This is a genomic window from Clostridium sp. LIBA-8841 (genome assembly GCF_034439435.1).
Taxonomy (GTDB): domain Bacteria; phylum Bacillota; class Clostridia; order Clostridiales; family Clostridiaceae; genus Sarcina.
In genome coordinates, this window is sequence record NZ_JAPCKJ010000003.1 from 419,573 (window position 1) to 446,039 (window position 26,467).

The 26,467-nt window shown below is 29.1% G+C and carries 23 protein-coding genes and 1 other annotated feature; of the genes, 1 reads left to right on the top strand and 22 read right to left on the bottom strand.

The window, feature by feature from the left end; all coding sequences use genetic code 11:
- Window positions 1-73: 73 nt before the first annotated feature.
- From OIF33_RS10450 to OIF33_RS10500, 11 genes are all read right to left on the bottom strand, one after another.
- Entirely contained in the window at window positions 74-1,252 is a 1,179-nt protein-coding gene (locus OIF33_RS10450) for an aminotransferase class I/II-fold pyridoxal phosphate-dependent enzyme (RefSeq protein WP_322504190.1), read from the bottom strand.
- Window positions 1,249-1,731 (bottom strand): Lrp/AsnC family transcriptional regulator, encoded by a 483-nt coding sequence (locus OIF33_RS10455; protein WP_322504191.1) that lies wholly within the window; start codon window positions 1,729-1,731, stop codon window positions 1,249-1,251. The genes OIF33_RS10450 and OIF33_RS10455 overlap by 4 nt, the downstream gene beginning before the upstream one ends.
- A gap of 166 nt (window positions 1,732-1,897) precedes the next feature.
- Window positions 1,898-2,242, bottom strand: a binding site (T-box leader).
- Between the two features lie 86 nt (window positions 2,243-2,328).
- Window positions 2,329-3,540 (bottom strand): ABC transporter permease, encoded by a 1,212-nt coding sequence (locus OIF33_RS10460; protein ID WP_322504192.1) that lies wholly within the window; start codon window positions 3,538-3,540, stop codon window positions 2,329-2,331.
- Between the two features lies 1 nt (window position 3,541).
- Complete coding sequence (locus tag OIF33_RS10465; protein WP_322504193.1) at window positions 3,542-4,432, bottom strand: ABC transporter ATP-binding protein; 891 nt, start codon at window positions 4,430-4,432, stop codon at window positions 3,542-3,544.
- A gap of 343 nt (window positions 4,433-4,775) precedes the next feature.
- The gene (locus OIF33_RS10470) at window positions 4,776-5,258 is read right to left on the bottom strand and encodes a thioredoxin family protein (protein ID WP_322504194.1); all 483 of its coding nucleotides are present in this window, start codon (window positions 5,256-5,258) and stop codon (window positions 4,776-4,778) included.
- A gap of 62 nt (window positions 5,259-5,320) precedes the next feature.
- Window positions 5,321-6,178, bottom strand: a complete 858-nt coding sequence (locus OIF33_RS10475; protein ID WP_322504195.1) for a permease prefix domain 1-containing protein — start codon at window positions 6,176-6,178, stop codon at window positions 5,321-5,323.
- A gap of 1 nt (window position 6,179) precedes the next feature.
- Window positions 6,180-6,512, bottom strand: a complete 333-nt coding sequence (locus tag OIF33_RS10480; RefSeq protein WP_322504196.1) for a PadR family transcriptional regulator — start codon at window positions 6,510-6,512, stop codon at window positions 6,180-6,182.
- Between the two features lie 122 nt (window positions 6,513-6,634).
- Window positions 6,635-7,090 (bottom strand): GNAT family N-acetyltransferase, encoded by a 456-nt coding sequence (locus OIF33_RS10485; RefSeq protein ID WP_322504197.1) that lies wholly within the window; start codon window positions 7,088-7,090, stop codon window positions 6,635-6,637.
- A 97-nt stretch (window positions 7,091-7,187) separates the two neighbouring features.
- The gene (locus tag OIF33_RS10490; protein WP_322504198.1) at window positions 7,188-7,703 is read right to left on the bottom strand and encodes a hypothetical protein; all 516 of its coding nucleotides are present in this window, start codon (window positions 7,701-7,703) and stop codon (window positions 7,188-7,190) included.
- Window positions 7,704-7,901: 198 nt separating this feature from the next.
- Window positions 7,902-8,750: a prephenate dehydrogenase gene (locus tag OIF33_RS10495; protein WP_322504199.1), complete on the bottom strand. Its 849-nt coding sequence runs from the start codon at window positions 8,748-8,750 to the stop codon at window positions 7,902-7,904.
- Window positions 8,751-9,261: 511 nt separating this feature from the next.
- Window positions 9,262-10,368, bottom strand: a complete 1,107-nt coding sequence (locus OIF33_RS10500) for an NADH:flavin oxidoreductase (protein WP_322504200.1) — start codon at window positions 10,366-10,368, stop codon at window positions 9,262-9,264.
- 256 nt (window positions 10,369-10,624) lie between these two features.
- Between OIF33_RS10500 and OIF33_RS10505 the strand changes: the two genes are divergently transcribed.
- Window positions 10,625-10,966, top strand: a complete 342-nt coding sequence (locus OIF33_RS10505; RefSeq protein WP_322504322.1) for a helix-turn-helix domain-containing protein — start codon at window positions 10,625-10,627, stop codon at window positions 10,964-10,966.
- Between the two features lie 20 nt (window positions 10,967-10,986).
- Here the strand turns inward: OIF33_RS10505 and aroQ are convergent, their stop codons facing one another.
- The 11 genes from aroQ to OIF33_RS10560 all read right to left on the bottom strand — a co-directional run bounded on the left by aroQ (window position 10,987) and on the right by OIF33_RS10560 (window position 26,425).
- Entirely contained in the window at window positions 10,987-11,421 is a 435-nt protein-coding gene (gene aroQ / locus OIF33_RS10510) for a type II 3-dehydroquinate dehydratase (protein ID WP_322504201.1), read from the bottom strand.
- Between the two features lie 99 nt (window positions 11,422-11,520).
- Window positions 11,521-11,982 (bottom strand): GNAT family N-acetyltransferase, encoded by a 462-nt coding sequence (locus tag OIF33_RS10515; protein ID WP_322504202.1) that lies wholly within the window; start codon window positions 11,980-11,982, stop codon window positions 11,521-11,523.
- A 24-nt stretch (window positions 11,983-12,006) separates the two neighbouring features.
- Entirely contained in the window at window positions 12,007-12,516 is a 510-nt protein-coding gene (locus OIF33_RS10520) for a shikimate kinase (protein WP_322504203.1), read from the bottom strand.
- A 174-nt stretch (window positions 12,517-12,690) separates the two neighbouring features.
- On the bottom strand, window positions 12,691-13,506 hold the full coding sequence (gene aroE, locus OIF33_RS10525) for a shikimate dehydrogenase (RefSeq protein ID WP_322504204.1): 816 nt from the start codon (window positions 13,504-13,506) through the stop codon (window positions 12,691-12,693).
- 700 nt (window positions 13,507-14,206) lie between these two features.
- Window positions 14,207-15,328, bottom strand: a complete 1,122-nt coding sequence (locus tag OIF33_RS10530) for a chorismate mutase (protein ID WP_322504205.1) — start codon at window positions 15,326-15,328, stop codon at window positions 14,207-14,209.
- Window positions 15,329-15,357: 29 nt separating this feature from the next.
- Entirely contained in the window at window positions 15,358-16,431 is a 1,074-nt protein-coding gene (gene aroC / locus OIF33_RS10535; RefSeq protein WP_322504206.1) for a chorismate synthase, read from the bottom strand.
- A gap of 92 nt (window positions 16,432-16,523) precedes the next feature.
- Window positions 16,524-17,888 (bottom strand): 3-phosphoshikimate 1-carboxyvinyltransferase, encoded by a 1,365-nt coding sequence (aroA, locus tag OIF33_RS10540; protein WP_322504207.1) that lies wholly within the window; start codon window positions 17,886-17,888, stop codon window positions 16,524-16,526.
- 348 nt (window positions 17,889-18,236) lie between these two features.
- Window positions 18,237-19,289 carry a 3-dehydroquinate synthase gene (aroB, locus tag OIF33_RS10545; RefSeq protein ID WP_322504208.1) on the bottom strand — a complete coding sequence of 351 codons (1,053 nt, stop codon included), beginning with the start codon at window positions 19,287-19,289 and terminating at the stop codon, window positions 18,237-18,239.
- 158 nt (window positions 19,290-19,447) lie between these two features.
- Window positions 19,448-20,461 carry a 3-deoxy-7-phosphoheptulonate synthase gene (gene aroF / locus OIF33_RS10550; RefSeq protein ID WP_322504209.1) on the bottom strand — a complete coding sequence of 338 codons (1,014 nt, stop codon included), beginning with the start codon at window positions 20,459-20,461 and terminating at the stop codon, window positions 19,448-19,450.
- Window positions 20,462-20,642: 181 nt separating this feature from the next.
- Window positions 20,643-20,774, bottom strand: coding sequence for a hypothetical protein (locus OIF33_RS10555; protein WP_322504210.1), 132 nt, complete (start codon window positions 20,772-20,774; stop codon window positions 20,643-20,645).
- Between the two features lie 593 nt (window positions 20,775-21,367).
- Window positions 21,368-26,425, bottom strand: a complete 5,058-nt coding sequence (locus OIF33_RS10560) for an endo-alpha-N-acetylgalactosaminidase family protein (protein WP_322504211.1) — start codon at window positions 26,423-26,425, stop codon at window positions 21,368-21,370.
- Window positions 26,426-26,467: the final 42 nt, after the last annotated feature.

Here is a 26,467-nt window from a genome sequence, read left to right on the forward strand (position 1 = left end):
CAAAAAATATTTAACGTTAAAAAAGGTAGTAAAAGTCAAATTTAGACCTCTACTACCTATTAAAGAGAATTATCTACTTCCCTTGTACATTATTTCTTTCAACAAATCTTCTTATTCTCTTTACAGCCTCCATAATATCTTCCATTGAAGCTGCATAACAGGCTCTTATAAATCCTTCCCCACAATCTCCAAAAGCATTCCCTGGAACAGCTAATACCTTCTCTTCAAGAAGAAGTTTTTCACAGAACTCATCTGAACTCATTCCAGTTGATTTAATACATGGGAATACATATAAGGCACCTAATGGTTCAAAGCAATCTAATCCCATGCTTCTAAACCCTTCAACTAACACTCTTCTTCTTCTATTGTACTCTCTTGCCATTTCAGCTACACTCTCATCACCATTTTTAAGAGCCTCAATAGCAGCATACTGTGCTGTTGTTGGCGAACACATTATTGCATATTGATGTATCTTTTTCATAGCGTCAATTAAAATTTTATGAGCACAAACATATCCAAGTCTCCATCCAGTCATAGCATAAGCTTTAGAAAACCCATTTATAACAATAGTTTTTTCTTTTACTTCTGGGAAACTAGCTATAGAAACATGATCTTCATCATATGATAATTCTGCATATATTTCGTCTGAAATAATTATTACATCTTTATCTTTTAAAACCTCAACAATTCCTGCAAGCTCTTCTTTATTCATTATTGCCCCAGTTGGATTATTAGGGAAAGGAATTATTACAACCTTTGTCTTTTCAGTTATAGCTTCCTCTAGAAGTTCTGGTGTTAATTTAAAATCATCCTCTGCTCTTAAATCTATTGTTTTAGCAGTGGCTCCTGTGAATGCTGTACATCCCTTATAAGCTACAAAGCTTGGCTCAGGTATTATAACTTCATCCCCAGGGCCAACTAAAGCTCTAAGGGCTAAGTCTATTCCTTCACTTCCCCCAACAGTAACAAGTATTTCATCCTTTGGATTATATCTAAGAGAAAATCTTCTATTTAAATACTTTGCTATTTCCTCTCTTAATTCTATAAATCCTGCATTTGATGAATAGTGAGTATGCCCTTGTTCTAGAGAATATATTCCTGCCTCTCTAACATTCCAAGGTGTTACAAAATCAGGTTCCCCAACACCTAAAGAAATAACATCCTCCATTTCGTTTATTAAATCAAAATATTTTCTAATACCTGAAGGTGGCATATTTTTCACATTGTCTAATATCATATTCTCTAGCATCATATAAATAACATCTCCCTATCATCTGTTTTCTTTTCTCTAAATATTGTTCCATGATCTTTATACTTTTTAAGTACAAAGTGAGTTGCTGTTCCTGTTACGCATTCCTGAATTGCAAGTTTATCTGAAACAAACATTGCAACTTCTTTCATTGTTTTTCCCTCTACGATAACAGTTAAATCAAATCCACCTGAAGACATTAAATAACAAGCTTTAACCTGTGGAAATTGGTATATTCTTTCCGCAACCTTATCAAAGCCAACACCTCTTTGAGGAGTTATCTGTACTTCTATTAATGCTGTAACTGTCTCTCTTCCTGTATTCTCCCAATTTATAAGTGTAGTATATCCTGCAATTATACTTCTTTCTTCATAGTCTCTTATAGCATCTCTAACCTCTTCAACTGTCTTTCCTGTCATAACAGCTATTTCTTGGTCTGTATATCTACTATTTTTCTCTAAAACTTCTAAAATTTCTTCCATGACCATTGGCCCCCTTTGTTATTTATCTTTATTTAAACTATTTAATATATTTAGCATTTTTAACTACTATCAAAATTAATATAACTTAATAGTTATTTTTTATTTACTATATATTTTCAGCTTAATATATATTTTTTAAATAAATAAAAAAGTTCCCTCATCCCTAAAAAGGGACGAAGGAACTACTTCGCGGTACCACCCTAATAAGTAAAATTACTTTTACTCACCTCAGTTAGAAATCTTTAATAGTATGGTCAAAACTAAATAAATTTATGTTCCAATTATTAATAAATTTCTATCCTCTTTAACGGGAGGAACTCGTCTTAATCTAATTAAAAGTTTTAACTCATCCTAAAACTTAAGATAAGTTCACTAAACCTTCTACTTCAACTTTTAGTTCTCAATAAGAAACTCCAAGACTGCTTCAACTAAGCTTTCTTACTAAATTCACACCAAACTTTAGCTCTCTGAAAAGTACACTTAATTTACTCTTTCTTTTCACTGCTTCTAATCATTTTTCATTTTTCTATATTATATACATAAAATTTATTAAATTCAATATTTTTTTCAATATTTTTTTATAATCTCACATATATATTATTCTTTTCCTCTTAAAATTTTTATTAATGAAGCCTTTTTGCCATAATGTAAAGTTCCTTTTTTATATAACTTACTACTAAAGAATCCAACTAAAATTATGAATCCAACATTAATAATAGTAGTTATTAAAACTTCCATAAAGGTAACTTTTGATAAAACTATTCTCTCAAACATTATTAAAGGTGACGCAAATGGAATATAACTAAATACCTTTGCTAATGTTGATTCAATATTAAACATACAATTCATTGCAAGTAGGAAAACCCCAACAAATATTAAAGTTATAGCTCCCATAGAAGAGTTTACATCCTGAGCGCTTGTAGCAAGTGAAGCTACTGCAGCATATAGCATTGAGAATGTTAAATATCCTAAAAGGAAATATGCTATGAATGCAAATATTATACTAGCATTTAAATTTAATGAACTTAAAACATCTAAGCTTACCCCTGACGTTTTAAGCATTATGAGACCAAAACCTAAAAACACAGCTATTTGGGTTAATCCTACGGCACATACCCCTAAAACTTTTCCAAAGAAAAGCTCCATAGGTTTAGCCATTGTTATTAATGTTTCCATTATTCTATTACTCTTTTCTTCTATAACTGAGTTAGCAACCATAGAACCAAAAGTAAGAGTTATTATATATATTCCAAATACAAGTGCATAAACCAATACCATTCTCTCTTGAGAAGCATTTCCTGTCTGAACAACATCTAATTGAGCTGGTGTCATTATATTAGCATATTCATCTGGAGTTAAATTGAATTTCTTTATTGAGAACATAAACTTAGTATCGTTTAAAATTGTATTAACCTTCTTCGTTAAAGAATCACTAGGTAATTCATTTACATACAGTTTCCCTGTGACTTCTTGTCCTGTTGAAATTTCAAGTAAAGCCTTATAATCTGACTTTCCATTTTCAATCTCGTTCTTAACTTTATCTACTTCTCCACTATTACTAGTTAAAGTAATTTCAAAGTTATCATCATTCAACCTATCTAAAGTATCTTTATTTAAGAAACTGTTATCTGCTTCTGTACTTACCATTATTAAATCTTTGGATCCCTCACCTTTAAATAAACCTACTATCTTATCCATGTTAAAAAATCCAAGCATTAATATTAAAGTAATTATTGTTGATATTATAAGTCCTTTATTCTTAATGGTCTCTTTATAGGTAAAACTAAAAATGCTCCAAAACTTTTTCATATTAATCACCTAACCTTTCTATGAAAATATCATTTAAAGATGGTCTTTCAAAATAAAAACCTCTTATATCTAAATTTGTGTTAGTGATTTTTCTTAAAAGTTCTTTTCCTTTTTCTAAATCTTTAAGATTTATTCTATAACTTCCTTTTTTGAACTCTAAAGAATCAAACCCTAATTCTTTTAAGAAGTCTTGAAGTTCTTTTTCTCCTTCTACTACAAGTCCTTTAATTCCATACTCTTCTTTTATCTTATTAAGATTTCCTTGAAGTATTGTTTCACCTTTTTTAAGCATTATAATGTCGTCACAAAAGGCTTCAACATCGGCCATTCTATGGCTACTAAAAATTAAAGTTTTTCCTTTAGCTAGTAATTCTCTTATTACAGTTTTAAATAACTCTACATTTACAGGGTCTAATCCACTAAATGGCTCATCTAAGATTATTACCTCAGGATCATGCATTACTGCAACTATTAATTGTATCTTCTGTTTATTTCCTTTTGATAATGTTTCAACTTTTTTATTTAAGTAATCACTGATTTCAAATTTTTCAAGCCAATACTCTATGCTTTTTAAAGCATCCTTTTTCTTCATTCCATAAAGTGAAGCAAAATACATAAGTTGACTTTTTACTGTGTACTTAAGATAAAGACCTCTCTCCTCCGGTAAATAGCCAAAAGCATTTTCATCAAAACTTAATTTTTTGTTATCAACCAAAACTTTTCCAGTATCACTTGGAAGTATGCCAAGTAATATCCTTATTGCAGTAGTCTTTCCTGCTCCATTTCTTCCCAATAAACCTAAAGCCTTTCCTTTTTCAATTACAAAACTTAAATCTTTTAAGGCTTGTACTTCACCAAAGGTTTTGCTTATATTTTGAGCCTCAATTCTCACTTGAAGTCCCCCTTTTTGTTAAAATAATCTGTTAAAATTTAGTATCACTTAAGATATTACCATTTTTTCTCTTATTTTGAAATATAATTACACCTTAATTTTTACTTAAAAACTAAAATCAGTAAAAGTGCTACTGAACTTATTAATAAACTTAATATTAATACTGTTAAAGTTTTTATTTCTAATCTATCAGAAATACCCTGATAAGTTAAAAGTAAAATTTATAATAGGTAATTTAGTATTAATAAAAAATTGTGGTCATTTTATTCATACTGATTTCCCTGATGAATACTTGAAAAATATTATAGAATTCATAAAAAAATAAAAGGTCTTAATTGACCTTTTATTTGATAATATTAAAAATTTCTTCTTCTATTTCTTTATCGTACTTATTACTTCTCAAATCATTTACTAAATTCTCTTTTTCCTCTGGATTATGGTTTATTTTTTTATCTACAACCCTAGGAAATTCTATGTAACTTTTTACTATTTGCCCATTTTCTATTTTTAAAATTGAAGGCACTCTTCTAGCACCTGATAATTCTTCTAAAAGCTCTTCATTTCCTTCTCTATCCCAGAACTTTATGTTTATATTCTTATTGTTCTCACTTAATTTAATTAAAAATGGAATTGCTGAGGCAGCATCTTTACATCTAGTTATTGAAAATACAGCTATATCAACTTTATCCTTAATGCTATCTATCTCTTTTATTTTCTCTTTGCAAACTGCAACTCTATTAAAAAATTCTTTAATCATTTCTCTTTCTTCGTCTGTAGCAGTTCTTAAATATTCTTCATAAGTTAATCCACTTTTCATATCTAACATGATTTCACCTCATATATATTTTGTCTTATTCTTTATATTAATATATTAAAAATAATTTAATATTAAATGTGCTTCTTTACTATTGAATTACATAAAAAATAACCAATTAAAACGCCTACTATACTTATAACCCAATTATCTATTCCAATATATATTACAGGAACAGAAATTAATCCAAAACTTAATATGAATTGTAATATTGGAACTATAAAATAAGCTAAAGAACCTACTGCTATACAACCTAGTCTATTATTGAATTTACCTTTTAAAAATACAGGATAAAATCCTAATGGCATAAATAAAATTATTCTAATTATTATCCATTTAATAATAAAGCCTATAGTTACTCCATTATTCATTAATTCTATATAATTTTTAAATGGCATTAAATCAACTTGAAAATTTATATCTGAGCTTCCTCTAATCTCTATAGGGAATATATACCAACCCACTAGAAATATAAGATAATTAGAAAATAAAAATTTATATAATTCCTTTTTCCAGTCTATTTCATACTTAATTCCTTTTACTTTATAATAAATTAAAACTCCTCCTCTAATTATTATATACATAGGTACAGCGACAATAATTAAAGCAAGTAATCTTATATAATCAAACCTCATAAATACTAAATGAGTAAAAAAAGCTAAAAGTATTATTAGTGAAATACCGACTGTATATAGTAATGGTTTAATTCCTTTCTCCACTACAGTTTCCAACTCTTCTTTTATTTCATTTACTTCTCCAAATCTTTCTAAGGCGATTTTAATACTCTCTTTTTCACTAAATCCTTCTAACTTTAGCTCTTCTACAGATTCTGTTAGATGACTTCTCATAGTTTCTTTAATTTCTTTATTTTCTTTTGAAATCCCATCAATGTGCTTGTATAAAGAATCAATATAACTATCTATTTCTCTCATTTTACTCTCCCCCCAAAAAAACATTCATAACACTTTTTAAAAATTCCCATTCAACCTTTTTTTCCTTAAGATACTTGATTCCTTCTTCTGTAATTTTAAAATACCTTCTTCTTCCACCACCACTTTTACAATCACCCCAATATGATATTACAAGACCAGCTTTTTCTAATCTTTTTAAAACAACATATAAAGTTCCGTCTTTAACTTTAAAGACTTCCTTACTATTCTCTCTAATTAATTTTGAAATTTCATATCCATATAAATCTTTTTCTTGTAAAAGTGATAATACTATACTTTCTACATGTCCTTTTATGATTTCTTTATTTAGTTCCAATATTATCCCTCCTTAGTATAATTATACCATAAAGTACTATATAGTATAGATTACTTTATTGTATAATTAATAAAAAAAGCTAAATCAGTATCTTATACTAATTTAGCTTTTTAATTTTAAATTTATCTTATCTTTTCTATCTCTACACATTTAAAGCTACTATTCTCATAAAGCTTTAATGCTTTTTCATTCCATTTAGCAACATGTAATTTTATTATTTCTATCCCCATATTCTGCATATTATTAATTGCATATAATAATATTTTTTTACCATACCCTTTTCTTTGATATTTGGGATTTACTATTAAATCATCAATTTCACCATCTATTATTGAAATTGAACCAATTAATTCCTCATTTTCTCTTAAAACAAATATTTTATCTTTTTTATCTTCTAATTGCTCAATTGAAGAATAAAAATAATATGGCTCTATATCTAAAGACTTTCTCATCTCATAAAAACATTCATTATATATATTTTTATATTCTTCAAAAAATTCTTCTCTAAAAGGAACTAGGTTTATATCTGTTTTAACCTCTCCTCCTATATATTCCATACCATAAGCTATAACTTCCATTTTCCTCTCAACTCCTTTAAATTAAATCTTAATTTACATAAACTTAAATACAAAAAGGAGCTGTATTACAACTAAAAAATACAACTCCTTTAAAAGATTAACTATTAACTTTATCTAATTTTAGACTCTTCTCTAACTTTCTAAGAGTTATTTGATGAAGATAATATCTATACATCTGAATTATTTCTAAATGATTATACTCACTTAATTCATCAATAGTAGTTTTATTATTACCATTGAAAAGTAATCCTAAGGAATATTTTAGATAAACATTACAATAAACTTCAAAGTATATAAATTCATATTTGTATTTTTGTTCATCATAATCATACTTAGGATCTCTACATAGAACCTTTGCTTCTTCTGAAATGTTTGACCATACTTTTACAAACTCATTATAATCCTCTGGAAACTTTTCTTTTTTAAAAAACTCTTGAAATTCCTTTTCCGCTAATTCTCTTAAACACTTTAAATGTCTAACCTCTCCGTATAAATTCTCTGATACGGACATTCTAAGCTTTAAAGTTTCTTTTAAATTTCCTTGAATTTGATCATCTGTAGTTGCTAAAATACTTTTTATTATTCTCTGTAAGTTTTCTACTCTCTCTTCCATAACCATAATCCCCTTTTACCCTTATAATAAAATTTATATTTAACTTTCATATTTCATTACCCTCTTAAAATATAAAAGTTATGAACTAATAAATAAAAAGCTATGTTTTAAAATAGTGTTCGTCATTAGCCAAGCCTAAAAAGCTAGCTAAAGATTAACATTAATATAAAACAGAGCCAAAAAATATTTTACTTTAAACTACTCTAAATTCTCTCTTTTCTCAGTAGAATTTCTAAATAAAGTTTTTAAACTCTCTTGATCATTACAGCATAAGGCCCTTTTTATCTTCTCTAACTCTCTTTGAAAGGATTCTATTCTATTTATTAAGTTTTCTTTATTCCCTAAAAACAATTGACTCCATAACTCTTCATTTATCTTTGCAATTCTAGTTAATTCTCTATAGCTATCCCCTACAAACTTTCCTGTATCAATGCCTAAATCATCGCTATTAACTAAAGATACTGCAATAGCATGTGGTAATTGACTTGTAAAAGCAATTATTTCATCATGTATTTTAGGAGAAATCCTTTTTACATTAGAAAATCCCATTTTAAAGGCTAGGTCTTCTATTAATTTTAAGCTTTCTTCCTTATTCTCATTAACAGGAGTTATTATAAAGTTAGCCTTTTGAAATACTTCTGCTGAAGCATATTCAAAGCCTCTTTTTTCTCTTCCTGCCATGGGATGAGAGAATACAAAATCAATTCCTTCTGGTAATATTTCTAATACACTTTCTATAAAGCATTCCTTTATCCCAGTAACATCAGTAATAATTAAGTTTTCTTTGAATTCACTTTTATAGATATTTATAAAATTTATAATATCCTTAGGATAAATACAAAGAATAATCAAGTCTGTATTCCTGATTATTTCTTTTGACTCTTCTGACTTAAATAAGGCTCCTTCTTTTATTATTCCAAGGCTTTTTGTCTTAAGCAACGAATCCCTATTTACATCAATTCCATAAATATCGAATTCCTTGTAATCTTTTAAAGACAAAGCATAAGAACCCCCAATAACTCCAAGTCCTACTATGGTTATATTCATACCTACATTGCTTTAATCTATTAAATTAAAGCAATAATTCACCCCCTTGTAGAAATTGCTTACATAAAACCTTAAGTAAAATAAATTACAAATTTATATATACCCCAAATAAATATGTAATAAAACAAATAATAAAATTTAAAATGTTACTAAAAGATCATAAAGTTTATGAATTTTATATAGTTATTAAAGAATAAAAACATGTGTAAAACCAAATTAGTTGTTTTCTTAATAGTATTTTTGTAAAACCTAAAAATTCTCTTATAGCCTATATTAAAATTCTCAACTTTATATAATACAATGATAACTCTTTTACCTTAAATATTCCCTCTATTTCTTTTAATTTAATGTAAACTTATTCTGAATCTAGATATAACTAAGTTTTTAATACTATAATTAGTCTTAAAATTCATATTCTAGTAAAGCTTTATTTCTAATTATAAAAAAAGGCACATCCTATATATTGATTGTGCCTTTTTTATAATTAATACATCTTTATGCTTTTATTAATCTATTTAATATTTAAAATACATCTCTTTCCATAAGTTTTATAACATTGATTGCATGACACACACTTAGGATTTTTTAAATCTCCTGAAGACCATTTATTTATTAAGTCTGGCTCTGCTGTTAAAGGTCTTGAAAGTGAAAAATATTCTATATTTGTATCGTTTAATAACTCTTCCATAACATCAAAGTGTCTATTACCACCTGATAAAATTACAGGTTTGTTTATTCTTTCAGCTAGCTTTATAGCATATTCTTTAAAATAAGATTCTCTTTCCTTTGAAACAGCCACTTTAGTTCTTGCTGGTCCTAAGTTATTTTTCATAACTTCTTCTATGGATTCATTTCCTCCAGTAACCTCAATAGCATCAATTCCTAATTCAGCTAATCTTTCAGCTACATATAGACTATCCTCTATAGTTAATCCACCTTCCTTTACATAGTCTGAAGAATTTAGCTTTATTAGTATTGGGAAATTATCTCCAACTTTTTCCCTCATTGCTTTAAATATTTCAAAAACAAATCTACCTCTATTTTCTATACTTCCCCCATACTCATCTATTCTTTTATTATAATAAGGAGATAAGAATTGACTTACTAAATACCCATGTCCTCCATGTATCTCAACTCCATCAAATCCTGATTTTTTAACTCTTAATGCTGCTTCTGCATATGCATTAACTAAATACTTTATATTTTCCTTAGTCATTTCTTTTGATAAAGTTTCTGTAACTTCATTCCTAGTAGTAGAAGGTCCCCATATAACTCTTTCTCCTACATTAAATTCAGTCATAAATCCACCATATACTATTTGCATTATTATATTAGATCCAAGTCTATGAATTTTATCTGTAAATTTCTTATATTCTGGTATAAAAGAATCATCATATATTCCCATCATTCCTGGATTAGGTTGTTCGTTCTCTGTTACAAAAGCATATCCTGTTACTATTGTCCCTACTCCACCTCTAGCCAATTCTTCATATATTTCTGATAATTCATTTGTCATATGACCTTTCTCATCAGCTAACGCTGTCCATAATGCTCCTCTTAAAAATCTATTTTTCATGTTAATTGTTCCTAAGTTAGTTTTATCAAATAATGTTTTCATACTTTCCTCCTAAAAATAAAACTAAATTTTATTTTTTATATTAATAAACTCCGTTTTTCTTTTATGAGAATCATATTTTATAAGCTTATAAATTTTTTCCTCAATCTATGAACATAGTATATAAAATTAATATTATTTATGTAAGTACGCACTTTTTAGTAAGTGGCCTTTTATATTTATTTGAGTTATAAAAATCATTAATATATAATGTTATCATTAGATTTTAAAATAGAAACAAATTTTGGAGATGATAACTTTGTTGAAATATAAAGATAAAAACTATGTCTGCCTATTAGATTTAGCAATGGAACTTATACGCGGCAAATGGAAGGCAGTTATTTTGTGTCACTTAAATAAAGGCGAAAAAAGATTCCTTGAACTTCAGAGAATCACGTGTGGAATAAGCCATAAAGTGTTAACTGAAAAACTTAAGGAATTAGAAGAAGATGAACTTGTCAAAAAGATAGTTTACGATGAGAATCCTCCAAGAGTTGAATATTATCTAAGTGAAAAAGGAAAAGAGCTTGCACCAGTCTTAGAATGTTTGGAAGATTGGTCTAGAAAATACTTTGGCAACTTAGAAACTCCTTCAAAGTAAAACTTTGAAGGAGCTTATTTTTATTTAATATGATTTTTTAATGCATTCATTGCCATAACATATCCGTATTCGCCAAATCCACTTATCTGACCAATACAAGCAGGTGCTGTAACTGATTTATGTCTAAACTCTTCTCTTTTATGGATATTGCTTAAATGCACTTCAACAGTTGGTATTTTAACACCTTTTAAAGCATCATAAATTGCTATACTATAATGAGTATAGGCCCCAGGGTTTATAATTATTCCATCATACTTTTCAAAATATGCATTATGAATGAAATTTATTATTTCACCTTCTATGTTGCTTTGAAAACAGCTTATGTTTAGTCCTAAGCTTTTTCCTTCTTCTTCTATATAACTAATAACCTGATTAAAATCTTTAGCACCATAAATATCTTTTTCTCTAATCCCTAAAAGATTTAAATTAGGTCCATTTATAACCATTATTTTCATAATATCTTTAACCAAACTAATCTAGTTTTTTCTGTTGGTTAAAATTCACCTACTTTCTATTTAGAAGTTTCTACTTATACGTGAATAATATTAAAACCACTATATTTTCTTTTCCATAACAAAATTTTCAAGTAATTCATTTCCTCGTTTAACTTGCTGAGATTTTATTACTTTATAGCCTTTATCCCTGAAAAAATTTTTAGCTGTTATAGATGCTTCGGTACTCATAATACTAACCCCTGACTTTTTAGCATAGTTTTCTAAAGAATCCACTATCTTAGTAGCTACTCCTTTTCTTTGATAATCCTTATGAACATAAAGCCTATCTAAATACCCAGTGTCAGTAATATCTCCAAAGCCTATAATCAAATCATCTTCACAAGCAACTACAGTAAAATTTTTCAAAAATGACTTATTCCATAATTCCGAATTTATATTTTTCGTAGCCCATACATTTAATTGAGCCTCTGTATAATCTCTTTTATTGACTGTATGGACAGTCTCATAAAATAAATTTATAATTTCTCTGCAATCCTCTGGCTTATAATTCCTAATATACATAACAGATTCTCCTAAGAACCATTATTAATTTTCCAAACTTAATTCAGAAATAGCCCTAACTATACCTCTAACAGCATCTTCAACACTTCCATCATTTATAATTTCTATATCATTATACTTTTTGTATAAATCAATTCTTTCTCTATATAAATTAGTAAGTCTTTCTTTTCCAGCCCATAAAAGTGGTCTTCCTTCTGTATCTATATCTTCCATAATTAAATCCAAAGGTCTGTTTATAAAAACAGTTACAAACTCTTTAAAATTGCTCATATTTTCTTCCTTTGTGATTATACCACCACCTGAAGATATAACTACATTTTTTAAAGTTGATAAAAGCTCACAACTTTTACTTTCTAAATCTCTAAAAACCTCTTCTCCTTGAGCAAAAAGCTCCTTAATTTCTTTTCCTGTACTTTTTTCTATGAATTCATCAATATCTATAAAATTCATTTTTAATGCCTTTGAAAGCTCTCTACCTATAGTTGTTTTTCCTGATCCAGGCATTCCAATTAAAAGTACTCCTCTTTTTTTCATATATTAATCCCCTTTTCTCAATGTTTTTCTTTCCCTAAACTAATATTTTATATTTATAATTAATTTATATCACATTTAACTAATTTTGGGATTTAATTTAACACTTTTTTATTACAAAATTAACCTTAAGAATTTTATAATTTAAAATATAATATTATCTCTAAATTATTTATTTTAAAATTTACATTTTAAATCCTCATAAATTTCTTCCTCAGTACTCTTATTTACACTTATGCCATTCCATATTTCCTCAGCCTTAACGCCTTGTCCAACTAACATAAACAAACCATCAACTGTTTTAAGTCCATGCTTTTTCGCAAGCTTTAAAAATTTAGTTTCTAAAGGATTATAAACTATATCTATAGCAACTTTAAAGTTTTTTATCACTTCCTCAGATACTGCTACTGAATCAATATTAGGATACATACCACAAGGAGTTGTATTTACTAAAGCAAATTCTCCTTTAACTTCTTCTAATTCTTCATAGCTCATAAATTGAATTTTAAACCCCTTAAATTTTTCAATGGCTTTATGTTTATCTCTAGAAAGTAAAACTATTTTGCTAGCCTTGTTATCTTCTAAATATTTTAAGATACTTCTGGCAGCGCCACCCGCTCCAAGGACAAAAAAGCTATTTCCCTCAATATTAATTTCTGCTCTCTCTAGCATTTTTCCAAAACCATAATAATCTGTATTATATCCGTAGGATTTTCCTTCTTTTATTAATATTGTATTTACTGCTCCTATAGCATCTGCTTCCTTTGAAATAAAATCTAATTGTTTCATTACAACTTCCTTATAAGGTATTGTAACATTACATCCAGTTACCCCTAAAGTTTTTAAACTTTCTAATATTCTATCTTTGTATTCCTGTTTTACAGAAAAAAGATTATATAGTCCATCTATATTGTTATCTTTAAAAACTTTATTGTGTATACTTGGTGAAAGACTATGTCCTAACTTTTCACCTATTAATCCAAAGACTTTCAAAAAATCACCCCGCTTCATCTATATTAAGAAATTATAAAATCTAACTTTTTCTTATATACTTAGTCAATATCATAAAAGTTTAACTAAAAAAGATTTTATCTTATCATATTTCACCTTGTTTATTACTATATAAAACTCCATAATTAATTCATAATTCTATGTTTAACTAAAATTGAAAAAACTTATAAATTAATTAAGTCAATTAATCTTTTTACATCCCCTGTCAAAAGATTAATGATAATTTTAAGTTTTATCGTTTAAATATCCAAAACCAAATACACAAGTTCATGCAAGACACCTAGTTACCCTGCTAGGTGTCTTTTATATTTTATAAATTGTTTTAATAGGAATATGTAACTAAAAAAAATATACACTAATTAACAGTGCTATATTTTATATTTTTTTTACTTTATAAAATATAATTGAAAAGATAAATTCCATAACGGCCAAAAATGCCTTTATAGCAAAATTACTAGTAGTTAATATAAATATAAAAGTTATTAATATTAATAACTTCAAAAATCTAATCAAAGCTTTAATTTCCAAATTTAATACCTTCTTTATTCTTATAATAATTATTTAATAATAATTATTATTCTACTCCTTTAATTTTTCTTATATGGGATATTAAAGAAAAATTTATTCTTTATTAAAACAAATGGATGTCATGTAAATTTGACACCCATTATTTATAAACAAACTAAAACTCAGCTCTTTTATAACACCCTAAAATTCTGTAGTCACTTATGGAATCCCTTAAATAATTTAGGATATCTTTTATGGATTCATCATTTATATTTCCATCTATATCAATATAAAATAAATAACTAAAAGTTCCATCTCCTATAGGTCTAGACTCAATTTTTCTCATATTCACTTTATTTTCTGAGAATATCTTTAATTTATCATAAAGAGAGCCAACCTTATTAGGAAGAGAAAAACTTATTGTCATTTTATCACATAACTCATTACTCTCTAGTTCTCTACCTATAATTATAAATCTTGTGTAATTTTCCTTAACATTATTTATACTTGCCTTTAAAACTTCAAGATCATATATATCAGCAGCTCTTTTACTTCCAATTGCACTTTTACTTTTATCTCCACATTCACTTACATACTTTGCACTTATAGCCGTGTTATAATAAGGTATCTTCTTACATCCTTTTAAACTTTTTAAAAACTCACTACTTTGTTCAAAGCCTTGTAAATGGGAATATATCTCCTTAATATCCTTAAGCTGTGCTCCTCTAATTCCTATTAGATTATGCTCTATTCTTAAATTTTTTTCTCCAACAATATGAAAACCATATTTATTTAATAAATCATATATATCTGTAATAGATCCTGTTGAAGAGTTTTCTATTGGTAATACTCCATAATCTATTCTTCTAAATTTTAAGGCTTCAAAGACATCTTCAAACTCTTCAAAACTAAATGTTCCATATTCTTCTCCAAAATATTCAATTAAAGCCTCTTCACTAAAAGATCCCTTTTCTCCTTGAAATCCAATGTTTATTTTATTTCCTTTACTGAGTGGAATTTCTCTCATACCAATTTTATGTTGTTGATACTCCTTACTTATATCCATTAAGGCATGAAGCATTTCTTCTGCATAAGGTAAAAGTTCTTTATTCTCTACTCTCTTTAGGTTTTTCTCTATGACTTGATTTTCTCTATCTTTATGAAAAATAGCCATATTGTTTTCTTGCTTATAACTTGCAACATCTAAAACAACATTCATTCGTTCTTCAAAAAGTCTCATAAGCTCTTTATCTATTGCATCAATTTTATCCCTACACTGAGCTAATTTATCACTCAAAACTTCCACCTCTCTTCTTAAAAATTATCTTATCTCATTAATTCTAAAATTGAAAGGGCAGCAATAGCTTCTATAACAACTAACGCTCTTTGAACTATACAAGGATCATGTCTTCCCGTTACACTTAAAGTTTCACACTCCATATTTTTAATGTTTATACTTCTTTGTTCCTTTGAAATTGAAGGAGTTGGTTTTATAACAACCTTAAATATAACTGGCATTCCATTAGAAATCCCTCCAGTTATTCCACCATTATTATTAGAATATGTTTTAACATTTCCATCTTCTATGAAGTATTCATCATTGGCTTCAGAGCCTTTCATATTGGCAAAATCAAATCCTTTTCCAAACTCGATTCCTTTTACAGCAGGAACTGAAAAAGCTAAATGAGCTATAGTACTCTCTAAGGAATCAAAAAATGGATTTCCTACTCCAGCATCTAAGCCCACTATTCCACACTCAACAATCCCCCCAATAGAATCGCCTTCCATTCTATATGAAGTAATTTCTTCTTTAATCTCTTCTATCTTGTTACTATCTATTACTGGAAGTTCTTTATTAAGTAACACTTCTAAATCTTCTTTGCTTAATCTTAATGAGTCAAAAGAAGAATCTTTTACCTTTCCAACTTGTTTAATATGAGAACCAATAAACACTTCTTTTTCTTTAAGAATTTCCTTTGCTAAGGCTCCAGCAAAAACTAAGGGTGCAGTTATTCTTCCTGAGAAATGGCCGCCTCCTCTATAGTCATTGAATCCTTTATATCTAACGTACCCTGGAAAATCTGCATGTCCTGGTCTCATAACATCTTTTATTTTAGAATAATCTCTTGATCTCTTATCTGTATTTCTTATTATCATGGAAATAGGAGCTCCAGTAGTCATTCCATTAAATATTCCACTTAATATTTCCGGTTTATCTCCTTCTTTTCTTTGAGTTGATAAATTATTTCTTCCCGGTGCTCTTCTTTCCATGTCTTTTTCTATATTTTCAACATTAATTTTAATCCCAGGCTCTATTCCATCTACAACTATTCCTATTCCTTCTCCATGAGATTCACCGAATATAGATAACTTTATCTTATTGCCCCAAACTCCGCCCATTGGTTTGCTATTAGGGTTCTATCCTCCCCCTAATAACTCCCTCCTTTCAATCTATGATATTTTATAATTATATTTCAAATAAATTAAAACTTTTAATTTTCACTTAATATTCCGCCTAACATCTTAAAATCCTCCCAAAAACCAGGATAAGATTTTTTAACACAATCAGGTTCCTCTATAATAACTTTATCATTACATCTAGTTGAAGCAATAGCTAAACTCATAGCTATTCTATGGTCTTTGTGACTATAAACAACTCCACCATTTAACTCTTTAACTCCATTTATTATAAGCCCATCTTCTAGCTCTCTTATATTTGCTCCTAACTTATTAAGCTCTGTGCATATTGCATTTAACCTGTCACACTCCTTAATTCTGAGCCTTTCTCCATTTATAACTCTAGTTTCTCCTTCACTTAAAGCTGCAACCACAGTTAAAACAGGAATTATATCTGGACATTGAGAAGCATCTATAATAGTACTTTTTAAATTTCCTCCAACTATTTTCAATGCTAATTCTTCTAAATACTCATTATTAACTTCTTTAGGATTATTATTTATGCAATTTCCTTCTAAATTACATTGCTTATTATGTTTTCTTTCTATAAAATCATCTTTTAATATATTACATCCCATTCTCTCTAAAATCTCAATACACTCTTTATCCCCTTGATAAGAATTTAGATCTAAATCAAGACATTCAACATTATTACCTAAGGCCCCTGCTGAAAAATAGAAAGCAGCCTGAGAATAGTCACCTTCAACTTTATAATCCATAGGCTTGTAATTTTGATTCCCTTTTATTAAAAACTCTTTGTAATCTCTATTTTCTATTATTACACCGAACTTTTCTATCATATCTAAAGTTAAGTCTATATACCCCTTAGATTCAAGTTCTGTAGTTATTATTATCTTTGAATCTTCTTTTAATAAAGGAAGGGTAAATAATAAACCACTTATAAATTGAGAACTTATATTTCCCTTAACTCTAAATTCTCCACCTTTTAAAGCACCATCTATCTTTAAATCAAGTTCTCCTTCTTTATAAGAATACTGAATTCCTTGCTCTTCAAATATTTCATAATAAGTCTTTAATGGTCTTTTTCCCAAGTTTCCTCTTCCTATAAAATTAACCTTATTCTCTTCGATTAAAGATATAGGCACCAAAAATCTTAAAGTTGAACCTGATTCATTACAATCAATAATTTTTTCCTTAAAAGATTTAAAAATCTTTTCTCCATTTATAATTAGTTTATCTTTTTCTACTTGAATATCTGCTCCTAAGGATTTCATTCCTTCCATAGTAGCAATAATATCTTCTGAAAAATCTATATTAGTAATAATACTTTCTCCTTTACTTAAAGAGGCACAAATGATAGCTCTATGAGCCCTGCTCTTTGAAGGAGGTATTTTAACCTTCCCCTTTAACTTACTAGGAGTTATAATTACCTTTTTCACCTTTACCCACTCCCTATACTTAATTTTCAGTCACATTGTAATCTAATATTGATTTAACCTAATATTAATTTTTAGATAGAACTGTAAGACCATCTTAATGAGTAATTAGAGTTTCATTATCTATGAAAGAATAATAGCGTTAAGAGGCTTCTTTTGTTCGACGCGGAATCTAAAAGGAATACAATCTCAGTTAGTTCGATTGCATAAGTTCAAGATACCAAATTAAAAATTTGGACTTTCACTTAACCCTTAGCTATTATTCTCGAATAGATAATAGAAACTCTTTACGAAATTAAGCTAGGTCTGAAGGGCTAGCTTAAAATTAATATTCACCTAAAACATACCGCTTTATTCAAAGAATTCAACAGTTGTATTGTATATATAGCTTTCTCCAATATCTTTTAAAAGAATAACATTTAAGCTTCCATTTAAGTTCTTCTTATCTAACTTAATAGCCTCTCTTGCTAATCCATTATCTTCAATATTTACGTCAGTTCCTAACCCATATTTTTTTAGTAACTTTTCAATTCTTTCAGCTGTTCCTTTTTTAGTAAGTTCCTTTTCTTCAGCAATCTTACTTATCATGTTCATTCCTATGGCAACAGCTTCCCCATGAGAATAAGTTTCATAGTTATAAATTTGCTCTATAGCATGCCCTAAAGTATGACCAAAATTTAAAACCATTCTCTCTCCTAAATCCTTCTCATCATTTTCAACAACTTCTCTTTTTATATCGCAACATTCATAAATAATATCGCCTATATTTTCTTTTAAATCCTCTTTGTTCTCAAAACCTTCTAACTTTTCAAATAGCTCTTTACTTTTTATACATCCATACTTTATTACTTCTCCAAGACCATCATTAAAATACTTTTCTGGAAGAGTTCCAAGCATATTTGGATCTATTAATACTAATTTAGGATGATAGAAGCTTCCTACTAAGTTCTTTCCTCTTTCTAAGTCAACAGCAACCTTCCCTCCAACACTTGAGTCAACCTGAGCTAATAATGATGTAGGTATTTGTATAAAATCAATTCCTCTTAAGAAGGTTGATGCCACAAATCCAGCTAAATCTCCAACGACTCCCCCACCTAAGGCTATAATTAAATCGCTTCTTGTTAGCTTTAAATCTAAAAGTTCATTATATATACCTGGTAATGTGTCAAAAGACTTACTCTTTTCTCCTGGTTTAACAGAAATAATTTTAATTTCGAACCCTTCATTTTCTATATTAGTTTTTATACTTTCTCCATATATATCATTTAGATTATCATCTGTTATAATAGCTACTTTCTTTCCATCAAATACAGTCTTTATGTATTCTCCAAAATAATCTTTTAAATCCTTTTGAATAACTATATCGTAACTTTTCTCTTCTAAATTAACTCTTAAAACTTTCATTTTTCTCACTCCAAACACTTTAATTTTTAGCTATGTTTTAAAAGCCAAAGCACCTTTAATCTTACCCTGTAAACATTAAAAACCAAATATTAAATTGTATTGCCTAATTAACTATAAATTTAATGGGAGTAAAAACTCCCACTAAATTAAATGCTCTTTTATAATTCTCTACCAACAGCATTTGCTATAGCTCTTAAATCATCTAAAAGCTTACCGTATTCTTCTGGCTTAACTGATTGCTGTCCATCACATAATGCATTAGCTGGATCATTGTGAACCTCTATTATTAATCCATCAGCTCCAACAGCTATTGCCGCTTTTGATAGTGGTTCTACCATCCATGCCTTTCCCGCTGCATGGCTTGGGTCAACAATTACTGGTAGATGACTTAATTTTTTAATAGCAGGTATAGCACTTAAGTCTAAAGTATTTCTTGTGTAAGTCTCAAATGTTCTAATTCCTCTTTCACAAAGAATTACATTTTCATTTCCACCAGCCATAATGTATTCTGCTGACATTATTAATTCTTCTATTGTTGCCGATAATCCTCTTTTTAAAAGAATAGGCTTATTTGTCTTTCCAAGCTCCTTTAAAAGATCAAAGTTTTGCATATTTCTTGCTCCAACTTGAATAACATCAACATCCTGAACAAACTTTTCTATCATATTAGTTGACATTATCTCTGTAACTATTGGAAGTCCTGTTTTTTCCTTAGCTTTTTTAAGAAGCTCTAATCCTTCAAGCTCTAATCCTTGGAAACTATATGGTGAAGTTCTTGGTTTAAATGCGCCACCTCTTAAGAAACCTGCTCCCAGTTCCTTAACTTCCTTGGCTATCTCTGTAATTTGTTCTTCACTTTCAACAGAACAAGGACCAGCTATTAAGGCTATTTTCTTTCCACCAATTTTATTTCCTAAGACATCAATTATTGAGTTATCTGGATGGAATAATCTATTTGCCTTTTTGAAAGGCTCTTGAACATGCATTATTCTTTCTACATTTTTATTAGCTTCTAATTTAGATGGATCAATTTTACTTGTATCTCCAACCAAACCGACTACACACATTTCTTTTCCAGAAATCCTTTGAGCCTCGACTCCAAGTGATTCAATCTTGTTTATCAATTTTAAAATCTCCTCTTCCTTTGTTCTTGGTTTTAATATAACTATCATAATTCGCCCTCCTTTTTATTTTAACCTTTTTATTTAAAATAGTCTAAATCTAAAAGCTCAACTATTTAATAACCTTTTATTATTAAAATTTAGTTATAAAAAAATAGAACCCATTTTTAATGAGTTCTATCCAATAAATTATAATACGATATTACTATAATATTACTATCTATTAAATTAATTATACAAACCCATTAGTCAAAAGATTATAGTTTTTTTTGCACATAAAATATCCAGCACTAAAATAAAAGCCCCAGCTAGAGTAAAAGCTATAAAATTGTGCTACTAATCCTCTTACTAATAAATTTAGCATAACATCCTCCTAAAAATTTTTTAAACAGTTGTTTCCAAACTTTTTTTAAATTTATTATACACTTTGTAATTTCAAAGTCAATAATATAAAACTTTTTTAAGTTTTAATTTTATGATATGTTGATATAAAAATATAGTTCTATATTTTTAATCAGTAAAGAAAATACTTTCATATAATCAAATACATAATTCTAAAAAAATATTCTTTTAAAAATATATTACTCAACTCTAATTAAATTATTCATTTAAAAAACTTATTATAAAATAAATTAAAAATTAAGTCTATATTTTAAACTAGTGTTGATTTTCAGATAGAACTGTAAGACCATCTTAATGAGCAGCTAGTATTGCATCATATACGTAAGAATAATAGCGTTAAGAAGCTTTTTCTGTTTGAGCGTAGCGAGTTTAAAAGCTTTAGCTATTATTCTGGAGTAGATGATAGCAATACTTTGCGAAATTAAGTTAGGTCTGAAAGTATAGCTAAAAATCAACATTCACCTAAAACAAAGCCCAAATTAAAAGAAGTAGTATGAGTTTAAATTTCATACTACTTCTAAAATTTACTTCAATCTAAAATATTAATTTTTTTAATTATCTTTCAGTTCTAATAGTTAATGATTCTTTAGATGAAATCTCTCCATTAGAATATTTAGCTGCAATCTTAAAGTTGTAAATAGTATGTCTGTTCAATTTCTTGAAAGTATATTCAACTTCATCAGCACCTATTTCTGCAACTTTTTTACCGTCTTGGTAAAGAACGTATCCTTCTAATCCATAAGTTGTTTCTGGAGCTTCCCAAGCCACAGATACAGTCTTCTTATCTTTGTTAGTAATCTCAAAGTTTCTTACAGGGTTAACAACAACCTCTTCTTCAACTTGTGGATCTCCTACCTTAACTTTTACTGAATTTGAAGAAATCTTATTTCCGTCAACAGTAACATCAACTTGAACATTAACAAAGCCTTCAGCCACACCAGTCATTATTCCATTTTCAATAGTTAAAGCTTCTGGGTTTGAAATCTTATATTCAACCTCAGCTTCTTCTAAGTTAACAGTTGCTCCATTATTCATTAATGCATTAACTGCAAATGGTACACTTTGACCTATTTCTAATTCATGCTCTACTGTATTTAAGTTTACATGAGCTAATTCAGGTGATTCAATTGAATCATCTATTTCTTTAACATAAAGATTATCTAATATTACCTCTTTAAATCCTTTACCTTTTTCTAATGTGATGTAGTAATCTCCATCAAAATCACCAGTTGTGAATTTATGAGTTACTGACTTAGTCTTAGTGAAAACATCTTGTGCATAGCTTGCACCAGTAGCCTCTAAAGGAATACTTACAACTTTCTCACCATCTCTAGTCTTAATATTCACAGTATATCCTGGAGCAGCATTTTCTAATGAATATAGGAATCCAAATTCATAAGTCTTATTTGGCTCCAATTGGAATGATGAAACGTCTGTAGTTAACATTTCTCCTGTTTCATCTGGTTGTTGATTAGACTTTAATGAGAATCTTCCATCAAGAACCCAATTCATTCTTTGATTAGCACCTATAGATATATCTTTCTCTGCTAAATGAGATCTATTTGAGTGTCCTCTTCCTGGTGCTAAATAGAATGGTGATATTCCTTCATCTACGTTTTCAAAGTCTTCATAGAATACATATCCATCTCTATTTGTTTTACCTGGATGATCCCAAATTCTGAAGTCATCAACTATTACAACAGAGTCAGCAGCACCTTCTGAAGCCTTCAAGTAAACCTCAGCTGAATTTACTCCCTTAGGAACAGTAAATTCTACTTCCATTCTTACGAAAGTATCATCTATATACTTAACACCTTCTCCTTGTCTTCTCTTACCACCACTTGTTATTACGTTAGTAACCTCTTCGCCACCAACATTAACTCCTAGTGTAACTTCTCTATTATTATCATTCTTAACCCATGCAGAAACTGAATAAGTTGTACCTTCTTCTAATCCGCTTATACTTTGTGAAATCTTAGCATCAGCACCTTCATTTCCACTTATTTTAAGAACATCGTTACCTAATCTCTTTTGAACATTTTCGTTTTCAATAGTGATGTGGTCTGTATTGTCAGCTGTAGATTCTTTATTCCACTTATCAAAAGTCTGAGAATCAAATCCTGGATCAGCTATTTCAGAACCATATCCCCAATCATCTATTCTTGCCTCTTCAACTGGAGCTTTAGTTACTATATAAGGAGTATCTTGTTTAACTTCTAAAGTAACTTTTCCATCTACAACTGGTACTTCCTTAACTAAAGTTCTTCCTAAATCTGATAATTCATATAAATAAACTTTATTATCTGAAGTCCATCCTTCTGGTAAAGTCCATTCTGAAGTAGTTCCTAATGGATTCCAATGATAAATTTTTTCACTGTTTACTTCATCAATTGGATTCCAAGGTAAGAATAATTGAGTATCACCTATTCCTGTACTTCCAATTGAATTTTCTGGAGTAGTAGCTACTAGTCTACCATCTCTATAGTAGTTTATATTAGCACCCTCTCTAACTGATTTAACTCCATTTTCAAATAATACTTCATTTTCTTCCATTTTAACAATTGGGAAATGTTGTAGATACTTAGTTGGTAATACTTGATTGTAGAATACCTCAGTACCATAAGCTCCTTCTATATCATGCCTAGTTCCCCATCCACCTGATAATAAATGTTTATTACCTTTTACTAATGGATCTGCTAAGAATGAATCTTGAGTATCATTTTTCATAAATCTCATTATCTTACTTGCATTACCCTTATTTGGATATGCAGGGTCTCCACCCCAGTGAGTCCATGGAACATGTTGCTCTAATGGTCCATTCATTTCTGTTGCAATCATAATTCCATATTCATTTATCTTTTCTCCTAATTGATGAGCATTCCATCCATTACCTGTATAAACGTCAACGTAAATCCAACCTAAGTTTGGTGCATCTTCCATTAACATATCAAGTCTTCTGAATAATTCACCAGTCATTATATCTTCTCTTTGATTAACATAATAAGCTTGGTCTAACCATCCCCATCCAGGAGCATTCTCATTAACTAACTCAGTTGGATATTCAAAAGCATCCATTACATATTCTGTAGCATTTATATGAACACCTATTTGAGCATTATACTTCTTACCTTCATCTATAAGAGTATTAAAATCTTCCTTACCACCTTGTCTCATACCAATATGTCCGCCGTAGTCTGGGTGAGAGTCATCATGTCCTTCTCCTTGATATCCTTTATGAAGAACTAATTGACCAAATCCATCTGTGTAGTTAGACAGCTTCTTAATTGTATCTAAAGATCTTAAGAATGGATTTTGAGTATATCCAATGTTAAAATCAATATATGACATTTGATTCTTTATGTCTTCTCCACCTACAGGAATCTTCATATTTTCTCTATATTGAATAGCACCATCTTGCCAATCAACTTGACCATCTTCATTTTCATCTCTAGCAATTATAACCTCTGACCATGGCATTTCACCTTGATATAACTTACTTCCTTGAGCTGTTTCATCTTGAAGAACTTCCTTGTAAGTCCAAGTACCATTTGATATTCCAGTTTTCTTATAATTTGTATTGTCTGGAAGAGTATCATTTTCAGTTGTTAAAACAACCCTATTTCCACCTTCAATAGTATTATTATTTACAGTAACAGCAAACTTATCATCATTTATAAATGCATAAGTTTTTCCTTTAACTCCTGGTCTTGCTTTAGCAACATCTGTGAATTCTTCATTAATGTTATTCCAGTCACCAGTTGTTAATACAGATGCAGTTTTACCATTATTTAAACTGCTTACTGAAGCTAAGCTGTGATTTGGGAAGTTTAAAGTTTGAAGTTTAACTTCTCCCTCTTGAATATCTATAACTTCCATTCTTAACTTATTTCCATCAACAGTCATCTTTAATGTAATAGTCATTCCAATATCTTCAAAGTTTAATGTGTAAGTAGCTTCATTATTTGCAAATTCACTAGTTACCTTTGGAATTCTCTTCTCACCATTAATTTCAACCATATATTGAGCCTCTAAATCATCTACAGCTGCTCCAGCTAGAACATCTTCTGTTCCCTTCCACTCGTATCTAACAACTGTTGGGAATCTATTGTCTAAAACAACCTTCATATCATCTGACTCTATTACTTGTTCTTCAAGTGGTCCTACTTCAGGTGCCATTAATCCACCCAACTCTTCAACAACAAGGTTGTCTAAAGTGACCGTTTTATTTCCATACCATCCTGTTAAACCTATCTTTCCTTTAGCATCAGGCAAGTTTGATACAGCAACTTGTCCTATTTTTTCTTCATCTATCCACATAGTTATGTTAGTATCTTCAACTTTTAATTTAATTCTATAAGTCTTACCAGCTTCTAATGAGAATGAACCTGGGAATGCTCCATATTTGCCATCTCCAGTTTTCCATACCCAAGAACCAGCATCATAACAAACAGCTCCCCACTCAGTTTCTGATACATATCTAAATAATAACCCTATTCTTCCACCATCATTGTTAACAGTAAAGTCTGTTTCATAAGTAAAGTTTTTAACATCTGGTGAATTCATGTCAACAGCTGTAGCTACTCCATTCATAGGAATTTGAGCTGTTCCACCCTCATATGTTGGAGTTCCACTTCCCTTTACTAATTTCCAATCTCCTCTTGTTTCCTCTGTTTCAAAATCAGTTTCATAATATGCTAAATCTGAACTTACAGTTACATTAGCTATTGCTTTTATATCAGTATCGGCTACTGTTCCTTCTACTTGAAATGTGCCTGGCTTTGAATAACTTTCCTTAGGGATATAGTTCCAAGCAACTTCCTTAATACTAGACATTCCATTCTCATGGTTAACTGTAACACTTGATGGTAAAGTAGGTTTAACTCTTGGATAAGTTTCTACATTTGTCTCATTTATTGAAACAATAGGTCCCTTATCAACTGTCATAGGAGCGTATTTCATATAGTCATATTTAGTAGTTTTAGAACCACCCCAACCTCTATATCCAACTTTACCAGCTTGTACTGGTACTATATCTGTTTCTTCATCAAATATTTTTTCAAATTCTCCACCATTAACTGAAACATTAACAGTTACATGTTTTTCAACAAAGCTAGCTTTAACTATTACTTCATCTCCGACTTCTAACTTAGGTCCTGAAATATCTTTCCATTGAGATGCATTTTCTATAACCCAACCAGTACCTGAATTATAGTTAATCATTCCATAATTTGATTCAGTAGCTCTAAATAATATTCCTGTTTGAGAACCTCCAACTATGAATTTAGTTTCTAATTCACCATTCTTTATATTAGGTGATTGATCCTCTATTACTCTAGTTTCACCACTATTAGTGAATGATAAAAATCCATCTGATACACTAGTAGTTGCTTTTCCTTTTAAAGTTGTCCATGTAATACCTTCTGGTCTATCATAGTTTTGAATATATGGTTCTACATCTTCATCACTATGAGTTACAGTTTCAGCAACTTCATTTTTAACCTCATTACCTGCTTCATTTACAGGTGTAGCAAGTGCTGAAATTGGTAATTGTCCAATAATAACTGCCGCAGCTATTATGGCAGCGATTTTTTTATTCATACATCTTCTACCCATGTTATACTCCCCCTATACAATTTAAATGTTTACATAAACAAT

Bases quoted from the DNA above. Each gene is read 5' to 3' on its own strand.
- OIF33_RS10515 (WP_322504202.1), bottom strand. From the start codon at position 11,982: ATGTATATTAGGAATTATAAGCCAGAGGATTGCAGAGAAATTATAAAT.
- OIF33_RS10490 (WP_322504198.1), bottom strand. From the start codon at position 7,703: ATGGAAGAGAGAGTAGAAAACTTACAGAGAATAATAAAAAGTATTTTA.
- OIF33_RS10485 (WP_322504197.1), bottom strand. From the start codon at position 7,090: ATGGAAGTTATAGCTTATGGTATGGAATATATAGGAGGAGAGGTTAAA.
- aroF (WP_322504209.1), bottom strand. From the start codon at position 20,461: ATGATAGTTATATTAAAACCAAGAACAAAGGAAGAGGAGATTTTAAAA.
- OIF33_RS10455 (WP_322504191.1), bottom strand. From the start codon at position 1,731: ATGGAAGAAATTTTAGAAGTTTTAGAGAAAAATAGTAGATATACAGAC.
- OIF33_RS10475 (WP_322504195.1), bottom strand. From the start codon at position 6,178: ATGAGAGAAATAGATAGTTATATTGATTCTTTATACAAGCACATTGAT.
- OIF33_RS10555 (WP_322504210.1), bottom strand. From the start codon at position 20,774: ATGCTAAATTTATTAGTAAGAGGATTAGTAGCACAATTTTATAGCTTT.
- OIF33_RS10520 (WP_322504203.1), bottom strand. From the start codon at position 12,516: ATGAAAAAAAGAGGAGTACTTTTAATTGGAATGCCTGGATCAGGAAAA.
- OIF33_RS10470 (WP_322504194.1), bottom strand. From the start codon at position 5,258: ATGTTAGATATGAAAAGTGGATTAACTTATGAAGAATATTTAAGAACT.
- OIF33_RS10460 (WP_322504192.1), bottom strand. From the start codon at position 3,540: ATGAAAAAGTTTTGGAGCATTTTTAGTTTTACCTATAAAGAGACCATT.
- aroC (WP_322504206.1), bottom strand. From the start codon at position 16,431: ATGGGCGGAGTTTGGGGCAATAAGATAAAGTTATCTATATTCGGTGAA.
- aroB (WP_322504208.1), bottom strand. From the start codon at position 19,289: ATGAAAGTTTTAAGAGTTAATTTAGAAGAGAAAAGTTACGATATAGTT.
- OIF33_RS10560 (WP_322504211.1), bottom strand. From the start codon at position 26,425: ATGGGTAGAAGATGTATGAATAAAAAAATCGCTGCCATAATAGCTGCG.
- OIF33_RS10450 (WP_322504190.1), bottom strand. From the start codon at position 1,252: ATGATGCTAGAGAATATGATATTAGACAATGTGAAAAATATGCCACCT.
- OIF33_RS10500 (WP_322504200.1), bottom strand. From the start codon at position 10,368: ATGAAAACATTATTTGATAAAACTAACTTAGGAACAATTAACATGAAA.
- aroQ (WP_322504201.1), bottom strand. From the start codon at position 11,421: ATGAAAATAATGGTTATAAATGGACCTAATTTAAATCTTTTAGGGATT.
- OIF33_RS10495 (WP_322504199.1), bottom strand. From the start codon at position 8,750: ATGAATATAACCATAGTAGGACTTGGAGTTATTGGGGGTTCTTATGCT.